This is a genomic window from Agromyces sp. NPDC004153 (genome assembly GCF_053603635.1).
Genome location: NZ_JBSGFY010000001.1, coordinates 1,015,368 through 1,030,429, shown reverse-complemented (window position 1 = coordinate 1,030,429; position 15,062 = coordinate 1,015,368). Strand labels below are relative to the sequence as shown.

At 70.9% G+C, this 15,062-nt stretch carries 15 protein-coding genes; 6 read left to right on the top strand and 9 right to left on the bottom strand.

What is annotated here, in order from left to right; translation table 11 throughout:
• Positions 1-42 precede the first annotated feature (42 nt).
• On the top strand, positions 43-1,326 hold the full coding sequence (locus ACWEOH_RS04850) for a class I SAM-dependent methyltransferase (protein WP_452028726.1): 1,284 nt from the start codon (positions 43-45) through the stop codon (positions 1,324-1,326).
• A gap of 91 nt (positions 1,327-1,417) precedes the next feature.
• Here ACWEOH_RS04850 and ACWEOH_RS04845 read toward each other — a convergent pair whose 3' ends face one another.
• Positions 1,418-2,089, bottom strand: coding sequence for an ABC transporter ATP-binding protein (locus ACWEOH_RS04845; RefSeq protein ID WP_452028724.1), 672 nt, complete (start codon positions 2,087-2,089; stop codon positions 1,418-1,420).
• Positions 2,090-2,157: 68 nt separating this feature from the next.
• Positions 2,158-3,654 carry an ABC transporter permease gene (locus ACWEOH_RS04840; protein WP_452028722.1) on the bottom strand — a complete coding sequence of 499 codons (1,497 nt, stop codon included), beginning with the start codon at positions 3,652-3,654 and terminating at the stop codon, positions 2,158-2,160.
• A 181-nt stretch (positions 3,655-3,835) separates the two neighbouring features.
• Here ACWEOH_RS04840 and ACWEOH_RS04835 point away from each other — a divergent pair, with 181 nt between their 5' ends.
• Positions 3,836-4,576 carry a response regulator transcription factor gene (locus tag ACWEOH_RS04835; protein ID WP_148732489.1) on the top strand — a complete coding sequence of 247 codons (741 nt, stop codon included), beginning with the start codon at positions 3,836-3,838 and terminating at the stop codon, positions 4,574-4,576.
• Positions 4,573-6,150 (top strand): sensor histidine kinase, encoded by a 1,578-nt coding sequence (locus ACWEOH_RS04830; protein ID WP_452028720.1) that lies wholly within the window; start codon positions 4,573-4,575, stop codon positions 6,148-6,150. Before ACWEOH_RS04835 ends, ACWEOH_RS04830 begins: the two co-directional genes overlap by 4 nt.
• Here the strand turns inward: ACWEOH_RS04830 and ACWEOH_RS04825 are convergent.
• From ACWEOH_RS04825 to ACWEOH_RS04805, 5 genes are all read right to left on the bottom strand, one after another.
• Positions 6,147-6,542: a RidA family protein gene (locus ACWEOH_RS04825; RefSeq protein ID WP_452028718.1), complete on the bottom strand. Its 396-nt coding sequence runs from the start codon at positions 6,540-6,542 to the stop codon at positions 6,147-6,149. The two genes, ACWEOH_RS04830 and ACWEOH_RS04825, sit on opposite strands and share 4 nt — an antisense overlap.
• A gap of 87 nt (positions 6,543-6,629) precedes the next feature.
• Positions 6,630-7,070, bottom strand: a complete 441-nt coding sequence (locus ACWEOH_RS04820; RefSeq protein ID WP_452028716.1) for a MarR family winged helix-turn-helix transcriptional regulator — start codon at positions 7,068-7,070, stop codon at positions 6,630-6,632.
• A gap of 10 nt (positions 7,071-7,080) precedes the next feature.
• Positions 7,081-8,802: a DHA2 family efflux MFS transporter permease subunit gene (locus ACWEOH_RS04815; RefSeq protein ID WP_452028714.1), complete on the bottom strand. Its 1,722-nt coding sequence runs from the start codon at positions 8,800-8,802 to the stop codon at positions 7,081-7,083.
• A 192-nt stretch (positions 8,803-8,994) separates the two neighbouring features.
• Positions 8,995-9,237 (bottom strand): hypothetical protein, encoded by a 243-nt coding sequence (locus ACWEOH_RS04810; RefSeq protein ID WP_452028712.1) that lies wholly within the window; start codon positions 9,235-9,237, stop codon positions 8,995-8,997.
• 8 nt (positions 9,238-9,245) lie between these two features.
• Entirely contained in the window at positions 9,246-10,601 is a 1,356-nt protein-coding gene (locus ACWEOH_RS04805) for a S8 family serine peptidase (protein ID WP_452028710.1), read from the bottom strand.
• Between the two features lie 452 nt (positions 10,602-11,053).
• Between ACWEOH_RS04805 and rplJ the strand changes: the two genes are divergently transcribed.
• Positions 11,054-11,569: a 50S ribosomal protein L10 gene (gene rplJ / locus ACWEOH_RS04800; RefSeq protein WP_148734125.1), complete on the top strand. Its 516-nt coding sequence runs from the start codon at positions 11,054-11,056 to the stop codon at positions 11,567-11,569.
• A gap of 48 nt (positions 11,570-11,617) precedes the next feature.
• Positions 11,618-12,007 (top strand): 50S ribosomal protein L7/L12, encoded by a 390-nt coding sequence (gene rplL, locus ACWEOH_RS04795; protein WP_092672623.1) that lies wholly within the window; start codon positions 11,618-11,620, stop codon positions 12,005-12,007.
• 123 nt (positions 12,008-12,130) lie between these two features.
• On the opposite strand, the gene ACWEOH_RS04790 is transcribed toward rplL, so the two are convergent.
• The gene (locus ACWEOH_RS04790; protein WP_452028707.1) at positions 12,131-12,751 is read right to left on the bottom strand and encodes a peptidoglycan-binding domain-containing protein; all 621 of its coding nucleotides are present in this window, start codon (positions 12,749-12,751) and stop codon (positions 12,131-12,133) included.
• A gap of 352 nt (positions 12,752-13,103) precedes the next feature.
• Between ACWEOH_RS04790 and ACWEOH_RS04785 the strand changes: the two genes are divergently transcribed.
• Complete coding sequence (locus ACWEOH_RS04785) at positions 13,104-13,688, top strand: hypothetical protein (protein ID WP_452028705.1); 585 nt, start codon at positions 13,104-13,106, stop codon at positions 13,686-13,688.
• 91 nt (positions 13,689-13,779) lie between these two features.
• On the opposite strand, the gene ACWEOH_RS04780 is transcribed toward ACWEOH_RS04785, so the two are convergent.
• Positions 13,780-14,862 carry a DUF4185 domain-containing protein gene (locus tag ACWEOH_RS04780; RefSeq protein ID WP_452028703.1) on the bottom strand — a complete coding sequence of 361 codons (1,083 nt, stop codon included), beginning with the start codon at positions 14,860-14,862 and terminating at the stop codon, positions 13,780-13,782.
• Positions 14,863-15,062 lie beyond the last annotated feature (200 nt).

The window sequence follows — 15,062 nt, the reverse complement described above, 5'->3', positions numbered from 1 at the left end:
CACACTCCGTGCGGCGGCAGGACGATGCAAGGAAACCACACGATGTCCCAGACCCTGACCACCACCCACGACCAGGCGGCGCAGCGCGGTGGGAGGAACCCGCACCTCCTCGTCGAGGACGCGAGCGTCACCTCCGTCCCGATCGCCGCCGGCGCGATCGACGCCGTCGCGCCCTCACCCGAGGAGCAGGAGGCCGCCCTCGTCGGCGCGTTCGCCGAGCAGCTCGTCGGCATGCTCGCCTCGGCGACGACGCTCCTCACCGTGGAGCTCGGTCGCCGCTTCGGGCTCTACCGCACCCTGCGCGAGCACGGTCCGATGACCGCCGACCGCCTCGCGCGCACGACCGGCGTCGCACCGCGCTACGCCCGCGAGTGGCTCGAGCAGCAGGCCGCTGCCGGCATCCTCGCGGTCGACCGTGCCGAGGCGCCTCGCGACGAGCGCCGTTTCTCGTTGCCCCCGCTCCACGCGCCCGTGCTCGTCGACGAGACGCATCCGGCGCACGCCGCGCCCGTCGCCGGACTGCTGGCCGGCGTCGCGCTCGCCTTCCCCGAGGTCGTCGCCGACTTCCGGCACGGCCGTGGCGTCGCATTCGAGGAGTACGGCGCCGAGCTCCGCCAGGGCCTCGGCGCGCTGAACCGCCCCGGCTTCACGCATGAGATGCGGGCCTGGGTGGAGACGCTGCCCGACCGCGCCGCCGCGCTCGACGCCGGGGGCCTGGTGCTCGACGCCGGCTGCGGCACGGGCTGGTCGACGATCGCCATCGCGACGGCGTTTCCGGCGGCACGCGTCATCGGCCTCGACCTCGACGGCGCCTCGATCGACGAGGCGCGCGAGCAGGCCGCGGCCGCCGGCGTCGCGGACCGGGTCGCGTTCCTCGTCGGCAACGCGGGCGACGCGACCGCCGTTCGCGACGCCGCCGCGGCGATCAGGGCGTTCACGACGGGTCCGGTCGAATCCCGCGCGACGGATGCCGCGGCATCCGGCTTCGACCTCGTCACGGTCTTCGAGGCACTGCACGACATGGGCCGACCGGTGGATGCGCTCGCCGCGTTCCGGTCGCAGCTCCGTCCGGGCGGCGCGATCCTCGTGGCCGACGAGCGGGTCGCCGACGAGTTCCACGCCGACGCCGACCCCGTCGAGCGCATGCTCTACGCGATGAGCGTGCTGCACTGCCTGCCCGCGACGACCGCCGAGTCCGACGCCGTCGCGAACGGCACCGTGCTGCGCGCGCCGACCGTGCGCCGTTGGGCCGCGGCGGCCGGCTTCGGCCGCGTCGACGTGCTGCCGATCGAGAACCCGTTCTGGCGGTTCTACCGCATCGGCTGAGCGAGGGCATCGAAGGCACCGCGCGAGACGCGCAGACGGATGCCGCGGCGGGAGGGCTCCGCCGCGGCATCCGCTCGCACTCGTGGCCGGGTCACCCCTTCTCGGTCACGGTGCCGTTCTTGATGTGCAGTCGCCGCTCGGCGCGCTTCGCGACGGCGGAGTCGTGCGTGACGATCACGAGCGTGAGGCCGCGGTCGCGCCACAGGCCTTCGAGCAGGTCCATGATCTCGTCGCGCGTCTGCTCGTCGAGGTTGCCCGTGGGCTCGTCGGCCAGCAGCACGTCGGGCTCCTTCACGAGCGCCCGGGCGATGGCCACGCGCTGCTGCTGGCCGCCCGACAGCTCGCCCGGCACGTGCCCGGCGCGGTCGGCGAGGCTGACCGAAGCGAGTGCCTCGACCGCGCGGCGGCGACGCTCCTCGGCGCTCACGGCGAGCGGCTCGAGGGCCGTCTCGACGTTCTCCTGCGCGGTGAGCGTGGGGATGAGGTTGAACCCCTGGAACACGAAGCCGATCTCTCGGGCGCGGATTCGGCCGAGCTTGCCGTCGGGCAGGTGCGAGAGCTCCGCGTCGCCGAGGCTGATCCGGCCGGCCGACGGGCGGTCGAGCGCGCCGAGCATCTGCAGCAGCGTCGACTTGCCGCCGCCGGTCGGGCCCTGGATCGCGACGAGCTGGCCCGACGGGATCGTGAGGGTCACGTCCTGCAGCGCGGTCACGGTGCGCTTCGACTGCGCGTAGGTCTTCGAGACGTTCTCGAGCGTGTACATGGTCGGTCCTTCTCAGTCGTTCGGTCGGGTGCGCGAGGCAGCGGGTCGGTGGGCGGATGCCGCGGGCGTCATGCGACGCTCCGCAGGGCCTCGGCGGGGCGGAGTCGCGCGGCGCGCCAACCGCCGATGGCGCCGGCGAGCAGGCCGCCGAGCACGGCGAGCCCGATGGCGATCGCGATGACGCTGACCGTGACGGGCGCGTTGAGCACGACCTCGGCCGAGCTCGACGCCTCCTGGGCGATGGTGCCGAACGGTCCGCCGCCCGCGCCGCCGGGTCCGCCGGCGGCGACGCCGTCGGGCAGGGTCGTTCCGGCGCTGCCGCCGAGCGTGGGGGAGACGAGGTTCACGATCCAGATGCCGACGAGGCCGAGCGCGAGGCCCGCGGCGCCGCCGATGAGGCCCTGCACGAGCGACTCGCCCGCGACCTGCCCGGTGATGCGCCGGTTCGACCAGCCGATCGCCTTCAGCGTGCCGAACTCGCGTGTGCGGCGCGTGACGCCCTGGATCGTGAACAGGATCGCGATGAGGAACGCCGCGGCGAGCACCGCGATCGACAGCCAGAGGCCGAGGTTCGCGATGAGGCTCGACGCCGTCGAGAGCGACCCCGACACCGAGGCCGCGAGGTCGGACTGCGTCGACACCGTGGCATCCGGCAGCGCCTCCTCGAGGTCGGCCTGCACGGCCGCGATCCGGTCGGCCGACTCGGCCTGCACGTAGATGTCGCTGACCTGGTCGGCGAGGCCCGAGAGCTCCTGCGCGAGTCCGAGCGGGATGTACACGTTCGACGCGGTCGCGGCATCCGCCGAGGTCGAGGTCACGGTGCCGATGACCTCGAAGTCCGTGCCGCCCACGTTGATCGTGTCGCCCACCGCCAGTTCGGCGCTCGTGGCGTAGTTCGCGTCGAGCACGGCGACGGGCTGGCCGTCGTCGGAGGCCTCGAGCCCGCGTCCGTCCGCGAGCTCCACCGCCGAGAGCGGCCCCACGGCCGCGGCCGACGGGTCGATGCCGAGCACCGTGAAGCTGTCGACGTCGAACGCGCTGCCGCCCGCGCCGTCGAAGCCGCCGGTCGGGGGCTGCTCCGTCTGGTCGCTCGGGGCGGTGCCGTCGGCGGGCGCCGTGCCCTGCTGCATCCGCTGCGGCAGCTCGCCCGAGAAGGTCATGTTGGTCAGTGACAGTGCAGCGGATGCCGCGGCGACGCCGTCGACCTCGGTCACCGTGTCCAGCGCCGAGGCGTCGAACGTGGTGGAGCCGAAGCCCGCGGTCAGCCGGGACTGGCTGATCTGGGTCGAGTCGCCGTTCGCGGTGCCGTCGTCGGCGCCGAACTCGAACCGTCCGGGGCCCTGGCCGGCCTCGCCCTCGGCGGGCGGCGTGGGCTCCTGCGAGACGGTGAGGTCGGTGCCGACGCCGTAGACGGATTCGAGCACAGCGGCCTGGGCGTCTTTCACGCCGGTCGAGACGGCGTTCACGATCATGACGAGGGCGATCGCGAGCGCCATGCCGATGGCGATGATCGCGGTCTGCCTGCGGCGCCCCGCGAGTTCGCGTCGGAGGTAGGTGAAGAACATGGGGATCCTCGGGGTCGTGGGATGCGCACCGGACGGGGCGCCGATCGCGACGTTATGGACGGAGGCTTTGGTCGGGCTATGACGTGCCACTGGGGTCGCTATGGGTCACCCCCGAGGGATGCCGCGGCATCCGCACATGCAGGTCATAGGGAACGCATAGGCCGACGCGGATACTGGAGTCATGAGCACCCCCACGACCCACCGCGCCCCGCAGATCACGAAGGGCGACGGCTCCATGGTGCGCGTCCTCGTCGTGGACGACGAGCACTCGCTGACCGAGCTCCTGAAGATGGCGCTGCGCTACGAGGGCTGGGACGTGCGCACCGCCGCCGACGGCTTCAGCGCGGTGAAGGTGGCGCGCGAGTTCCGGCCCGACGCGATCGTGCTCGACATCATGCTCCCCGACATCGACGGCCTCGAGGTGCTGCAGCGCGTGCGCTCCGACGGCACCGAGACGCCCGTGCTCTTCCTCACCGCCAAGGACTCCCTCGACGACCGCATCGCGGGCCTCACAGCGGGCGGCGACGACTACGTCACCAAGCCGTTCAGCCTCGAGGAGGTCGTCGCCCGGCTGCGCGGGCTCATCCGCCGCTCGACGCTGACGCTCGCGCAGGCGAAGGACCCGGTGCTCGTCGTCGGCGACCTCACGCTCGACGAGGACTCGTACGAGGTCGCGCGCGGCGGCACGCCGATCGAGCTCACCGCCACCGAGTTCGAGCTGCTCCGCTTCCTCATGCGCAACCCGCGCCGCGTGCTCTCGAAGGCGCAGATCCTCGACCGCGTCTGGAGCTACGACTTCGGCGGCAAGGAGTCGGTCGTCGAGCTCTACATCTCCTACCTGCGCAAGAAGATCGACGCGGGCCGCGAGCCCATGATCCATACCGTGCGCGGCGCCGGCTACATGCTGAAGGCGGCGGGATGACCCACCCGGGCGCCCCCGGCTACGCCGCCGTATCGCGAGCGGAGGCTCAGGCCGACGAGACGGGCACGACGACGGATGCCGCGAGCCGCCGCCGGCGGCCGTGGACCCTGCACCGGCGCCTCCTCGCCATCGTCGCGGTGCTGCTCATCGCCGTGAGCGCGGTCATCGGGGTCATCAGCGTCGCCGTGTTCCATACGACGTCGGTGGGGCGCCTCGACGCGAGCCTGCGCGAGACCGCGTCGCGGGCGACGGATGCCGCACCTCCGGGATTCCCGACGGACCCGCGTTCCACGGTGCTCGAGTTCCTCCGGGTTCCCGGGCAGCCGGTGGGCACGCTGGGGGTGCTCGTGGCGGGCGAGAGCGTCGCGGGCGTGTACATCTCGGAGAGCGGCGAGCTCATCGATGCCGGCACGGAGGCGACCTCCGCCCTCGCGGCCGTGCCGCCGGACGGAGACCCGCACACGGTCACCGCCGGCGACCTCGGCGACTACCGAGCCCTCGCCGTCCAGACGCAGCCGGAGGTGCGCAGCGTCCTCGCGCTCCCGTTGACCGACGTGAACGCCCAGACCACGCAGCTCGCGATCACGGTCGCGGTCGTGGCCGCGGGCGGCCTCCTGCTCGCGCTCGCCATCGGGTCGGTCGTGGTGCGCCGTGCGCTCAGTCCGCTCGCCGAGGTGACCGCGACGGCGCAGCGCGTCTCGGAGCTGCCGCTCGACCGCGGCGACGTCGCGCTCGCCGAGCGCGTCCCGGTCGACGACGACGGAACCGAGGTCGGACGCCTCGGCACCGCGTTCAACCGCATGCTCGGCCACGTGGCCTCCGCGCTCACGGCGCGCGAGCAGAGCGAGCAGAAGGTGCGCCGGTTCGTCGCCGACGCGAGCCACGAGCTGCGCACCCCGCTCGCGTCGATCCGCGGGTACGCCGAGCTCACGCGCCTGCACGGCGGCGAGCTGCCGCCCGACGTGGTGCACGCGATCGGACGCATCGAGTCGGAGTCCGTGCGCATGACCGAGCTCGTCGAGGACCTGCTCCTGCTCGCTCGTCTCGACGAGGGTCGCGAGCTCGCCTCCGAGCCCGTCGACCTGGGCCGGGTCGTCGTGGAGGCGCTCGGCGACGCGCAGGCGGCCGGGCCCGACCACGACTGGGAGGTGCGGCTGCCGGATGCCCCGACCACCGTCGTCGGCGACGAGCCGCGCCTGCGCCAGGTCGTCATGAACCTGCTCGCCAACGCGCGCGTGCATACGCCCGAGGGCACGAGCGTCGTGGCCGCGCTGGAGCGCGACGGCGACGACGTCGTGCTGACGGTCGAGGACGACGGACCCGGCATCCCGCCCCAGCTCGCCGACACGCTGTTCGAGCGCTTCGCGCGCGGCGACTCGTCGCGCTCCCGTCGTGCGGGCAGCACTGGACTCGGGCTCGCGATCGTGCGCGCCGTCGTCGAGGCGCACCAGGGCGAGGTGTCGGTCGAGAGCGAGCCGGGCGCGACGCGGTTCACGGTGCGGCTGCCGGCGACCACCGAGCGCGGCTCAGCGCACGCCTCGGCGTCGTCGCCGTCGCTCGAGCGCGCGCGCTAACCCCGCGGGATCGCGGCCGTCGCCTCGATCTCGACCAGCGCGTCGGCACGCCCGAGGCCGGCGACGTGCGCGCCCGTGATCGCGGTGACGTGCGGCCCCCACACGGGCATCGCCGCGGCGAACCCATCCTCGAACGACTGGCCCTCGACGAGGAGGATCGACATGCGGATGACGTTGGCCTGGTCGGCGCCGACGGCCTCGAGCACGGCGAGCACGTTGCGCATCGCCTGCTCGGTCTGCGGCCCGATGCCGCCGGGAACGATCGCGCCCGAGGCATCCGTGCCGTTCTGGCCGCCGACCTGGAGGAGGTCGTGGTCGCCGCGCACCAGCACGCCCTGGCTGAACGCCGGGCTCGTGTGCAGCGTCGGTGGATTCACGTGGATGAGTTCCATGCCGCGAGTCTCGCACCGGCCACCGACGCCGGGCACGGCGAAGGGCCGGTCCCGATGGGGGACCGGCCCTTCGCGAGTCGGGGACGACTAGGCCTCGGCGAGCACCCGCAGCATCTCCGCGAAGGTGCGGAGCTCCTCGACCGAGCGGTTCTCGAGCGCCGCGCGGACGCGGGCCTGGTTGCTCGCCCGCACCGCGGAGATCCGCTCGACGGCGGGCGCCGTCGGCCGGAGCACGCGGATGCGGCCGTCGCGCTCGTCGGGCAGGCTCTCGACGAGCCCGGCCTCCTCGAGCACCCGCACCTGGCGGCTGACGACGCTCTTGTCCATGTCGAGCTCGGTCGCGAGCACGTGCGCCGTGGTCTCGCCGAGCCGGGTGATCGTCGAGAGCACCTTGTAACCGGCGGGCTGCAGGTCGGGGTGGATCTGCTCCGCCGCCTGCTTCCACACGAGCCGCGCCCGGTTGAACACGACCCCGAGCTGCTCCTCGACGCGGGCGATGGCCTCGTCGAGGGCGGGGTCGGCGGTCATGGTCATCATGCTATCGAGCGCTCCTCGACGCGGTCTCGCGCTCGCGCCCGTCCGTTTCGGCGGACGTGTCGTCGGCATCGCCGTCGGTGCCCTCGACCAGCCCGACCGACGACGTGACCGGAGCACCGATCTCGGCCTCGGCGAGGTCGATCGCGACCTGCTCTGCCTCCTCCTCGAGCTTCTCCGAGGCGGTCTGCCGCGAGAGCGGCTTGTTCGGCAGGAAGGCGATCGCGATGAGGCTCAACACGGCGAGCGGGATCGCGATGATGAAGACGTCGGCGATGCCGTGGCCGTAGGCGCCCTCGACGATCACGCGGATCGCGTCGGGCAGCTCGGAGACTTTCGGGACCGCGCCGCCCGCGAGGCCCTGCAGGGCGGTGACCTCCTCGGGCGACGTCGGCGTGAAGGAGGAGAGCCCGTCCTTCACGTGCGTGGTCACCTGGGTGGCGAGCACCGAGCCCATGATCGTCACGCCGATGGTGCCGGCGATCGAGCGGAAGAAGTTCACGTTCGAGCTGGCCGCGCCGAGCTGCGACGCCGGGGTGTCGTTCTGCACGACGAGCGTGAGGTTCTGCATCACCATGCCGAGGCCGGCGCCGAGCACCACCATGTAGACCGAGACCCAGAGGAAGTCGGTGTCGTAGCGGAGCGTCGACATCAGGCTGACGCCCGCGATGGTGAGCGCCGAGCCGAGGAGCATCCAGCCCTTCCACTTGCCGAACCGGCTCACGAGCGCGCCGATGCCGATCGAGGCGCCCATCTGGCCGACGACCATCGGGATGGTCATGAGGCCGGACTCCGTCGGGGTGGCGCCACGGGCGAGCTGGAAGTACTGCGCCAGGAAGACGCTCGTCGCGAACATCGCGACGCCGACCGAGATCGACGCGATCACTGCGAGCGTGAAGGTGCGGTTCGCGAAGAGGCTCATCGGCACGATGGGCTCCTCGACGAGGAACTCGGTGACGATGAAGCCCAGGATCGCCGCGGCGGAGATGCCGACGAGCACGAAGCTCGTCATGGAGTTCCACTCGAACTGGTTGCCGCCCATCGAGACCCAGATCAGCAGCAGTGAGACGCCGACCGCGAGCAGCACGGCGCCGACGTAGTCGATCTTGACCTTCGTGCGGGTGCTCTTCGGCAGGTGCAGGGTGCGCTGGATGAGGAGGATCGCGACGATCGCGAACGGGATGCCGAGGAAGAAGTTGGCACGCCAGCCGAACGCGTCGGTGATGACGCCGCCGAGCAGCGGGCCGCCGATGGTGGCCATGGCCATGACGCCGCCGACGATGCCCATGTACTTGCCGCGCTCGCGCGGGGAGATGATGAGCGCGACGGCGATCATGACGAGCGACATGAGGCCGCCGGCGCCGATGCCCTGGATGACGCGGAAGCCGATGAGCATGCCCGTGTCCTGCGCGAAGCCGGCGAGGGCGGTGCCCACGACGAAGAGGCCGAGGGCGAGCTGCAGCAGCACCTTGCGGTCGAGGAGGTCGGCGAGCTTGCCCCAGATCGGGGTGGACACGGCGGTCGCCAGGAGGCTCGCGGTGATGACCCAGGTGTAGGCGGACTGGTCGCCGCCGAGGTCGGCGATGATGATCGGCATCGACGTCGAGACGACCGTGCCCGAGAGCACGGCGACGAACATGCCCATGATGAGGCCGGACAGCGCGGTCAGCACCTCACGGTGCGAGCGCTTGGCCTCGAGCGAGGGGGTTTCGGTGGATGAGGTCACGTGTGGTTCTGCTCCAAGAATGTTGATAGATGTCAACTATAAAGAGATCGTTGCTTTCTGTCAACAAATGATCGAGGTCAACTATTTCATCGTCCCGTTCCACACACCCGGCGAGGAGCCGGGCCCGTCGATCGGACCCGGCTCCTGATGGCGGATGCCGCGACGTCGCGCCGCGGCATCCGCTCGCCGTCGCTACTGCACCGGGGCATCCGGCGGCGGCAGCTGCACGCCGCTCTCGGGCTCGACCGTGACTCCGGGGATGCCGCGGAGCCGCTCGATCGCGTCGGGCGCCGCGCGCCCCGTCACGATGCCGAGCCCGACGAGCGCCTCGTCGACCTCGAGTCCCGCGTCGAGCAGGTCGGGGAGCACGTCGTCGACCCCCCGACCCTGCACGGTCACGTGCACCCGGTCGCCCGTGGCATCAGATCCGGCCATCGGCGCGCCTAGGGGAGCGGCCGCGGCTCGAGCGGGCCGGGGTCGATGATCGGGCCGGGTCGCCACGGCATCGGCTGGTAGTCCCAGACGGGACGACGCCGCGTCGGGACGACCGCGAGCCCCGCGCCCACCTCCTGGGCGGATTGGGGGAGCGGCACCGCCGTCCGCACGAGCTCCTGCCAGAGCGCTCGGCTGCGCAGGCCGGTCTTGCGGGCCAGCGTCGCCGCGACGCCCGCGACGTGCGGCGTGGCCATGCTCGTGCCGTTCTTGAACCCGTACGAGCCCTTCGCGACCGGGACGGACGAGTACGTCGCCACGCCAGGCGCCGCGATGTCGATCCCGCCGCCGTTGCCATTGAGGGCGACGCACGAGAACGGCGCACGCTGCAGCGCCTGGTCGAGCGCCGCGACCGCGAGCACTGACGGGCTGTTCGCGGGTGCGCCCACGGGGCTCCACCCGTCGTTGCCCGCGGCGGCGACGATCAGCGCGCCGGCGTTCAGCGCGGCGGTCGCCGCCTGCTCGTAGTACGTGTAGTACGTCTGGCCGACTGCGACGCGCGAGCCGAGCGACATCGAGATGATGTGCGCGCCCTGCTCGACGGCCCACTGGATGCCTGCCAGGATCTGGCCGCTCGTGCCGCTGCCCTGGTCGCTCAGCACCTTGCCGATGAGGAGCCGCGAGCCGTGCGCGACGCCGTAGCGGCGCTGCGTGCCCGGAGGACTCTTCGGCCCCGCGGCCGTTCCCGCGCAATGCGTGCCGTGCGAATGTCCGTCCTGCACCGCGGCGCCCGGGATGAACGACTGGCTCGCGAGCACCCGCCCGGCGAAGTCGGGGTGGCCCAGGTCGATCCCCGTGTCGAGCACCGCGATCCGGATGCCGGCGCCCGCCCAGGGCGCCGTGGCGAGGATCGGCGGCACGGCGCGCACGGCTTTGAGGCCCCACGCGTACGTGTCGGTGTCCACGTAGGTCTCCGCCGCGTCGACCTCGTCGTCGTCGGCCTCGGTGTCCGGGTCGACCGCCATCGGGGTGGTTGGCGCGTCCATGGCGTCGATCGTGTCGAACGGATACACGTAGACCTCGGGCTCGACGGCGATGATCGGGCTGGCCGAGTCGCCCACCGCACGCGAGAGCGCGCCGAGCTGATCGGGAGCCGAGTCGACGATGGCGATGCCGAGCTTGTCGAGGTAGACGTCGTTCGTCGCCACCGCGGCGGGGTCGTCGAGCCCCCGCGGCGTCCCGATGTCGAAGCCCGCGACGTCGCGCAGCTCGCGGGTCGCCGTCGCGTCGTCCACCGGGGCGAACGTGATGATCTGGCGGCCGGTCGGGCCCTCGGGAACCCGTCCGGTGGCGCTGTCAGTGTTCATGATCGGATCCTTCGATTGATCACGGGCGCCGACGGGATGCTCCGGGGCTCGGGGCACGTCGCCCGCAGTGGCCATAGTCTCGATCTGGATGGAGCACGACGCATCGGGGGCTGCACTGAGGCATCCTCATATCAGTGCGCGGTCGATCGGGCGACCACGTCGATTCGGCCGCCGCACGGGCGCGATTTGGCGTGACTCGCGGCATCCGCTACCCTTGACGGAGCCGAAGACCGTTGGTCGTCGCGCCCGCGACTGTGTCGATCACAGCAGTGGATGCGACCGAAGTCTTGCGAAAGCAGGAGCCCACGCAGGTGTGACGAAGACTTCCCGATCGAATCGGGCCGAGCTCCGCGCGTCTGCGCCGGAGCTTTTTTCTTTCGCTCCGAATTCTTCCAGCGCTCCGAGGCCGTGCACCGCCACCGCGATGCACGTTGAAGACACAAGGAGTGGCCATGGCGAACAAGGAAGCCGCGGTTGCCGAGCTCACCGAGAGGTTCGAGAGCTCGACCGCCGTTCTGCTGACCGAATACCGCGGCCTCACTGTTGCGAAGCTCAAGGAGCTGCGCAAGTCCATCAGTGGGGACGCGAGCTACGCCGTGGTGAAGAACACGCTGACCAAGATCGCGGCGAACAACGCCGGGATCACCGCGTTCGACGACGAGCTCAAGGGCCCGTCGGCGATCGCGTTCGTGCACGGCGACCCGGTCGCCGTCGCGAAGTCGCTGCGTGACTTCACCAAGGCGAACCCCCTCCTCGTGGTCAAGGGCGGCTACTTCGATGGCAAGCCCCTGACCGCCGAAGAGGTAGGCAAGCTCGCCGACCTCGAGTCCCGCGAAGTGCTCCTGGCGAAGCTCGCCGGCGCCTTCAAGGCCTCGCTGTTCGGAGCCGCATATCTGTTCAACGCACCGCTGTCGAAGGCCGTCCGCACGGTCGACGCGCTGCGTGAGAAGCAGGAGTCCGCTGCGTAGGCGAGAGCCTCCCAAGCGGTGAGTAACGAGAAATCTAAGGAGAAAATCATGGCGAAGCTGTCCACTGAGGAGCTGCTCGAGCAGTTCAAGGGCCTGACCCTCATCGAGCTCTCGGAGTTCGTGAAGGCGTTCGAGGAGACCTTCGAGGTCACCGCCGCCGCCCCCGTCGCGGTTGCCGCTCCGGCCGCCGGTGGCGCTGGCGCTGCTGCTGAAGAGGTCGAGGAGAAGGACTCCTTCGACGTCGTCCTCGAGGCTGCCGGCGACAAGAAGATCCAGGTCATCAAGGTCGTCCGCGAGCTCACCTCGCTCGGCCTCGGCGAGGCCAAGGCCGTCGTCGACGGTGCTCCCAAGGCCGTGCTCGAGGGCGCGAACAAGGAGACCGCCGACAAGGCGAAGGCCGCCCTCGAGGAGGCCGGCGCGACCGTCACCCTCAAGTAAGTGCTCGCGTCCGTTCGGGCGCCACTTACGTGAGGTGACCTGCGTCACCTGAACACACGGATGCCCCGTGCCGATTCGCTCGGCACGGGGCATCCGTCGTTTCGCGGCTTTCGAGCCCGCTGCTCAGTCGTGCTCGCTCCGCACGAGGAGCTTCGCGAGTCCGGCGTAGGTGTTCGGACCCGGGTACCCGTCGACCGGGCCCGTGTACCCGCCTCGCTGCGCGATGCGCTGCAGGCCCTTCCAGGTGTTCAGTCCGGGCTTGCCGTCGATCGGGCCCGTGTACCCGGCGCCGGTGAGCACGGCCTGCACGCCCTTCCAGGAGTTCTGCCCGAGGTCGCCGTCGTAGGGGCCGAAGTAACCGCCGATACGGGCGAGCACCTGCAGCGCCGTGTTCGTGGCTGGTCCCGGGTAGCCGTCGACGGCTCCCGCATAGCCGAAGCCCGCGAGCACGACCTGGACGCCCTTCCAGGCGTCGGTGTTCATGTAGCCGTTGTTGGGGCCGCTGTAGCCGCCCTTTGCGGCGAGCCGCTCGAGTGCGTCCCAGGTCGCCGGGCCCGGATAGCCGTCGAGGTGCCCGGCGTAGCCGTAGCCCTTCACGGTCTGCTGGATGCCCTTCCAGGTGTTCGGGCCAGGCTTCCCGTCGTTGGGACCCTGGTAGCCTCCCGCGCGGGCCAGCCGCTGCAGGGTGATCCCCTGCTCGTACGTGATCTCCGCGCTCTGGGCGGCGGTCGTTTCGCTGGTCATGATGCCCTCCTCATCGGTGCTGGGCCGCGTGCGGCCTGACCGGTCTCGCACGTCCGCCCGGTGCGGACGCTACGACGCCCTCGGCCCGCTCGCCACAGGGTTCCCACTGAGTTCCATGGGCGCGACGCGGATGCCCCGGGCCGAATCGATCCGGCACGGGCATCCGCCGCTTCCGCGCCTGTCGGGCCGTGCGCGTCCCCTGCTACCGTGGGCACGTGGCCGTTCGCGCGGACGAGCTCCGCGGCGCCGCTTCCACGACGTCCTTCCGTTCCGGTTCGTCCTCCGCGGGCGAATCAGCGATGAAGCCCGGTTGCTCGTCGGTACGGCCATCGACTCCGAACGGGATCCGGCCATGAGGTCGCCGCGAGCGTTCATCGGAGCGGCCACGATCGTGCTCTCGTACCCGCTCGCGCTCGGGGTCCAGTTGCTGTTCGGCGGCGGCGCCCCGACCGTCATCCATTTCGTCACCGGTGCGGGCTTCGTCATCTTCGCGACCTCGGCCTTCGACTTCGGACTGCCCCGGTGGATCGGCGTGATCGGCGCGGTCGCGGCCGGTGCGTTCGGCCTGATCTTCCTGTTGCAGGGCGTCGCCGACGTGACGCGTCTCGAAGGCCTCCGATTCGTCGCATTCGACGTGCTGGGGCAATGGGCCGAGCGGATCCTGCCGTACTTCGTCTACCTCTGGTTCATCGCGCTGCTGCTGCTCGCCAGCACCGGGAAGTCCCGCGTCCTCGGCTGGGTGATCATGCCGATCGTCGTGGTGGTCGAGCTCGTCACGCTCGTGAGCCTCCTGCTCGCGATCCCGATCGTGAACCTGAAGGTGGTCCTCCTCCTCCCATTCGTGTGGCTCCTCTTCGAGAGCGCCGAGCGTCGACCCGCGCCCGCCGACGCATCGCGCGAGGCGGGCAGATCGAGCGCCGGTCGCGCGGCGACCTGACCCGGGCCGGGAGCGCACCACCCCGGACACGCGGATGCCCCGTGCCGATTCGTTCGGCACGGGGCATCCGTCGTTCGGAGCGGCGTTCAGCTCACTCGCACTGGCCGTTCTTCACCTTCGTGTCGACCGCGACATACCGCGGGCGGTAGTTGTCGACGTCGACGTAGAGGTCGTTCGTGTCGAAGCTGTTCACGTTGTACGTGATGAGGAGCGTGTGGCCGTCGCCGAGGTGCGGGTGCGCCTTCGCGTTGTACGTGAAGACGTTGCCGCTCGTCTCGGGCGTGGTGTACAGCACCGTCTTGTCCGTGAACGGTCCCTCGAGGCTGTCGCTGCGGTACATGACGACCTTCGAGCTGAGGATCTCCGTCGCGTCACCCGTGACGAGGGTGTAGCGGCCCTGGTATCGGCTCACGCTGAACTCGTTCGACACGCCCTCGAGGATGCGCTTCGTGGCGGCCGGGTCGGTGGACCATCCGGCTTCGCCGAGGTACTCCCAGGTGCCGTCGGCGAGGTCGCCGCCGGCCACCCGAGCGAGGTGGGCGAACTTCTGCAGGCCGAGGTCCTCGACGCCGTACACGTAGGTGTAGCCGTCCTCCGGGTTCTCGTAGATCGCCGAACCCCAATTGACGCCGTTCGTCGCCAGTTCGTCGATCGAGCGCAGCTCGAGCGTTGAGGCGTCGAACGTCGCCACGCCGTTGCCCGCGAACTTGAAGTCCCACATCGTGTCGCCCGTCTTCACGAACTCGACGAGCATGACCTGCAGCTCGTCGCCGTGCACGGTCGCGTCGCCGAACCAGTACCAGTCCTGGCCCTCGTCCCCGCCGGGGACCTTGACGAGCGACTCGGGCGCCTCGGGCGTGCCGCCGGTGAACGTGGTGATCGCGCCGTCGTCGTCGACGTTGATCGAGTTGTGGATGAACATCGAGTCGAGCGGGCGGCCGTGGTCCTCGTCCACCTCCCCGAGGAACGTGTCCGAGTAGATCCATGCGATCCGGCCATCCGGAAGCTCGACGCTGTACGCCGAGTCCGCCCCGGTCCATCGACCTGCGGTGTCGCCGTAGGTGCCGAATCGGTCGCGCAGCTCCGTGTCGACCTGTGCCGAGATGTCGGCGCAGGTCTGGGCGGCCGCCGCGGACATCGGCACGGATGCGCCGACGAGGGCGAGTGCGCTCACCGTCGAGGCGATCGCGAGGCGCGTTGATCGGGATTGAATTCGCTGAGGCATACCTGAGTGCTCCCCTCCGGCAGCGTCGCCGGACCGCGGAACGGATGCGGTGAGGCCCCGTTCCTGTTAACGTTATCAAGCACGGGAGCGTAGCAGCGGGAGGATCCGCCTGCATAGCCCCTTCGTCGCACGGAGCGCACGAGACCGCG

Coding starts and splice junctions, on each gene's coding strand:
- ACWEOH_RS04850 (WP_452028726.1), top strand. CDS start 43: ATGTCCCAGACCCTGACCACCACCCACGACCAGGCGGCGCAGCGCGGT.
- ACWEOH_RS04845 (WP_452028724.1), bottom strand. CDS start 2,089: ATGTACACGCTCGAGAACGTCTCGAAGACCTACGCGCAGTCGAAGCGC.
- ACWEOH_RS04840 (WP_452028722.1), bottom strand. CDS start 3,654: ATGTTCTTCACCTACCTCCGACGCGAACTCGCGGGGCGCCGCAGGCAG.
- ACWEOH_RS04835 (WP_148732489.1), top strand. CDS start 3,836: ATGAGCACCCCCACGACCCACCGCGCCCCGCAGATCACGAAGGGCGAC.
- ACWEOH_RS04830 (WP_452028720.1), top strand. CDS start 4,573: ATGACCCACCCGGGCGCCCCCGGCTACGCCGCCGTATCGCGAGCGGAG.
- ACWEOH_RS04825 (WP_452028718.1), bottom strand. CDS start 6,542: ATGGAACTCATCCACGTGAATCCACCGACGCTGCACACGAGCCCGGCG.
- ACWEOH_RS04820 (WP_452028716.1), bottom strand. CDS start 7,070: ATGACCGCCGACCCCGCCCTCGACGAGGCCATCGCCCGCGTCGAGGAG.
- ACWEOH_RS04810 (WP_452028712.1), bottom strand. CDS start 9,237: ATGGCCGGATCTGATGCCACGGGCGACCGGGTGCACGTGACCGTGCAG.
- ACWEOH_RS04805 (WP_452028710.1), bottom strand. CDS start 10,601: ATGAACACTGACAGCGCCACCGGACGGGTTCCCGAGGGCCCGACCGGC.
- rplJ (WP_148734125.1), top strand. CDS start 11,054: ATGGCGAACAAGGAAGCCGCGGTTGCCGAGCTCACCGAGAGGTTCGAG.
- rplL (WP_092672623.1), top strand. CDS start 11,618: ATGGCGAAGCTGTCCACTGAGGAGCTGCTCGAGCAGTTCAAGGGCCTG.
- ACWEOH_RS04790 (WP_452028707.1), bottom strand. CDS start 12,751: ATGACCAGCGAAACGACCGCCGCCCAGAGCGCGGAGATCACGTACGAG.
- ACWEOH_RS04785 (WP_452028705.1), top strand. CDS start 13,104: ATGAGGTCGCCGCGAGCGTTCATCGGAGCGGCCACGATCGTGCTCTCG.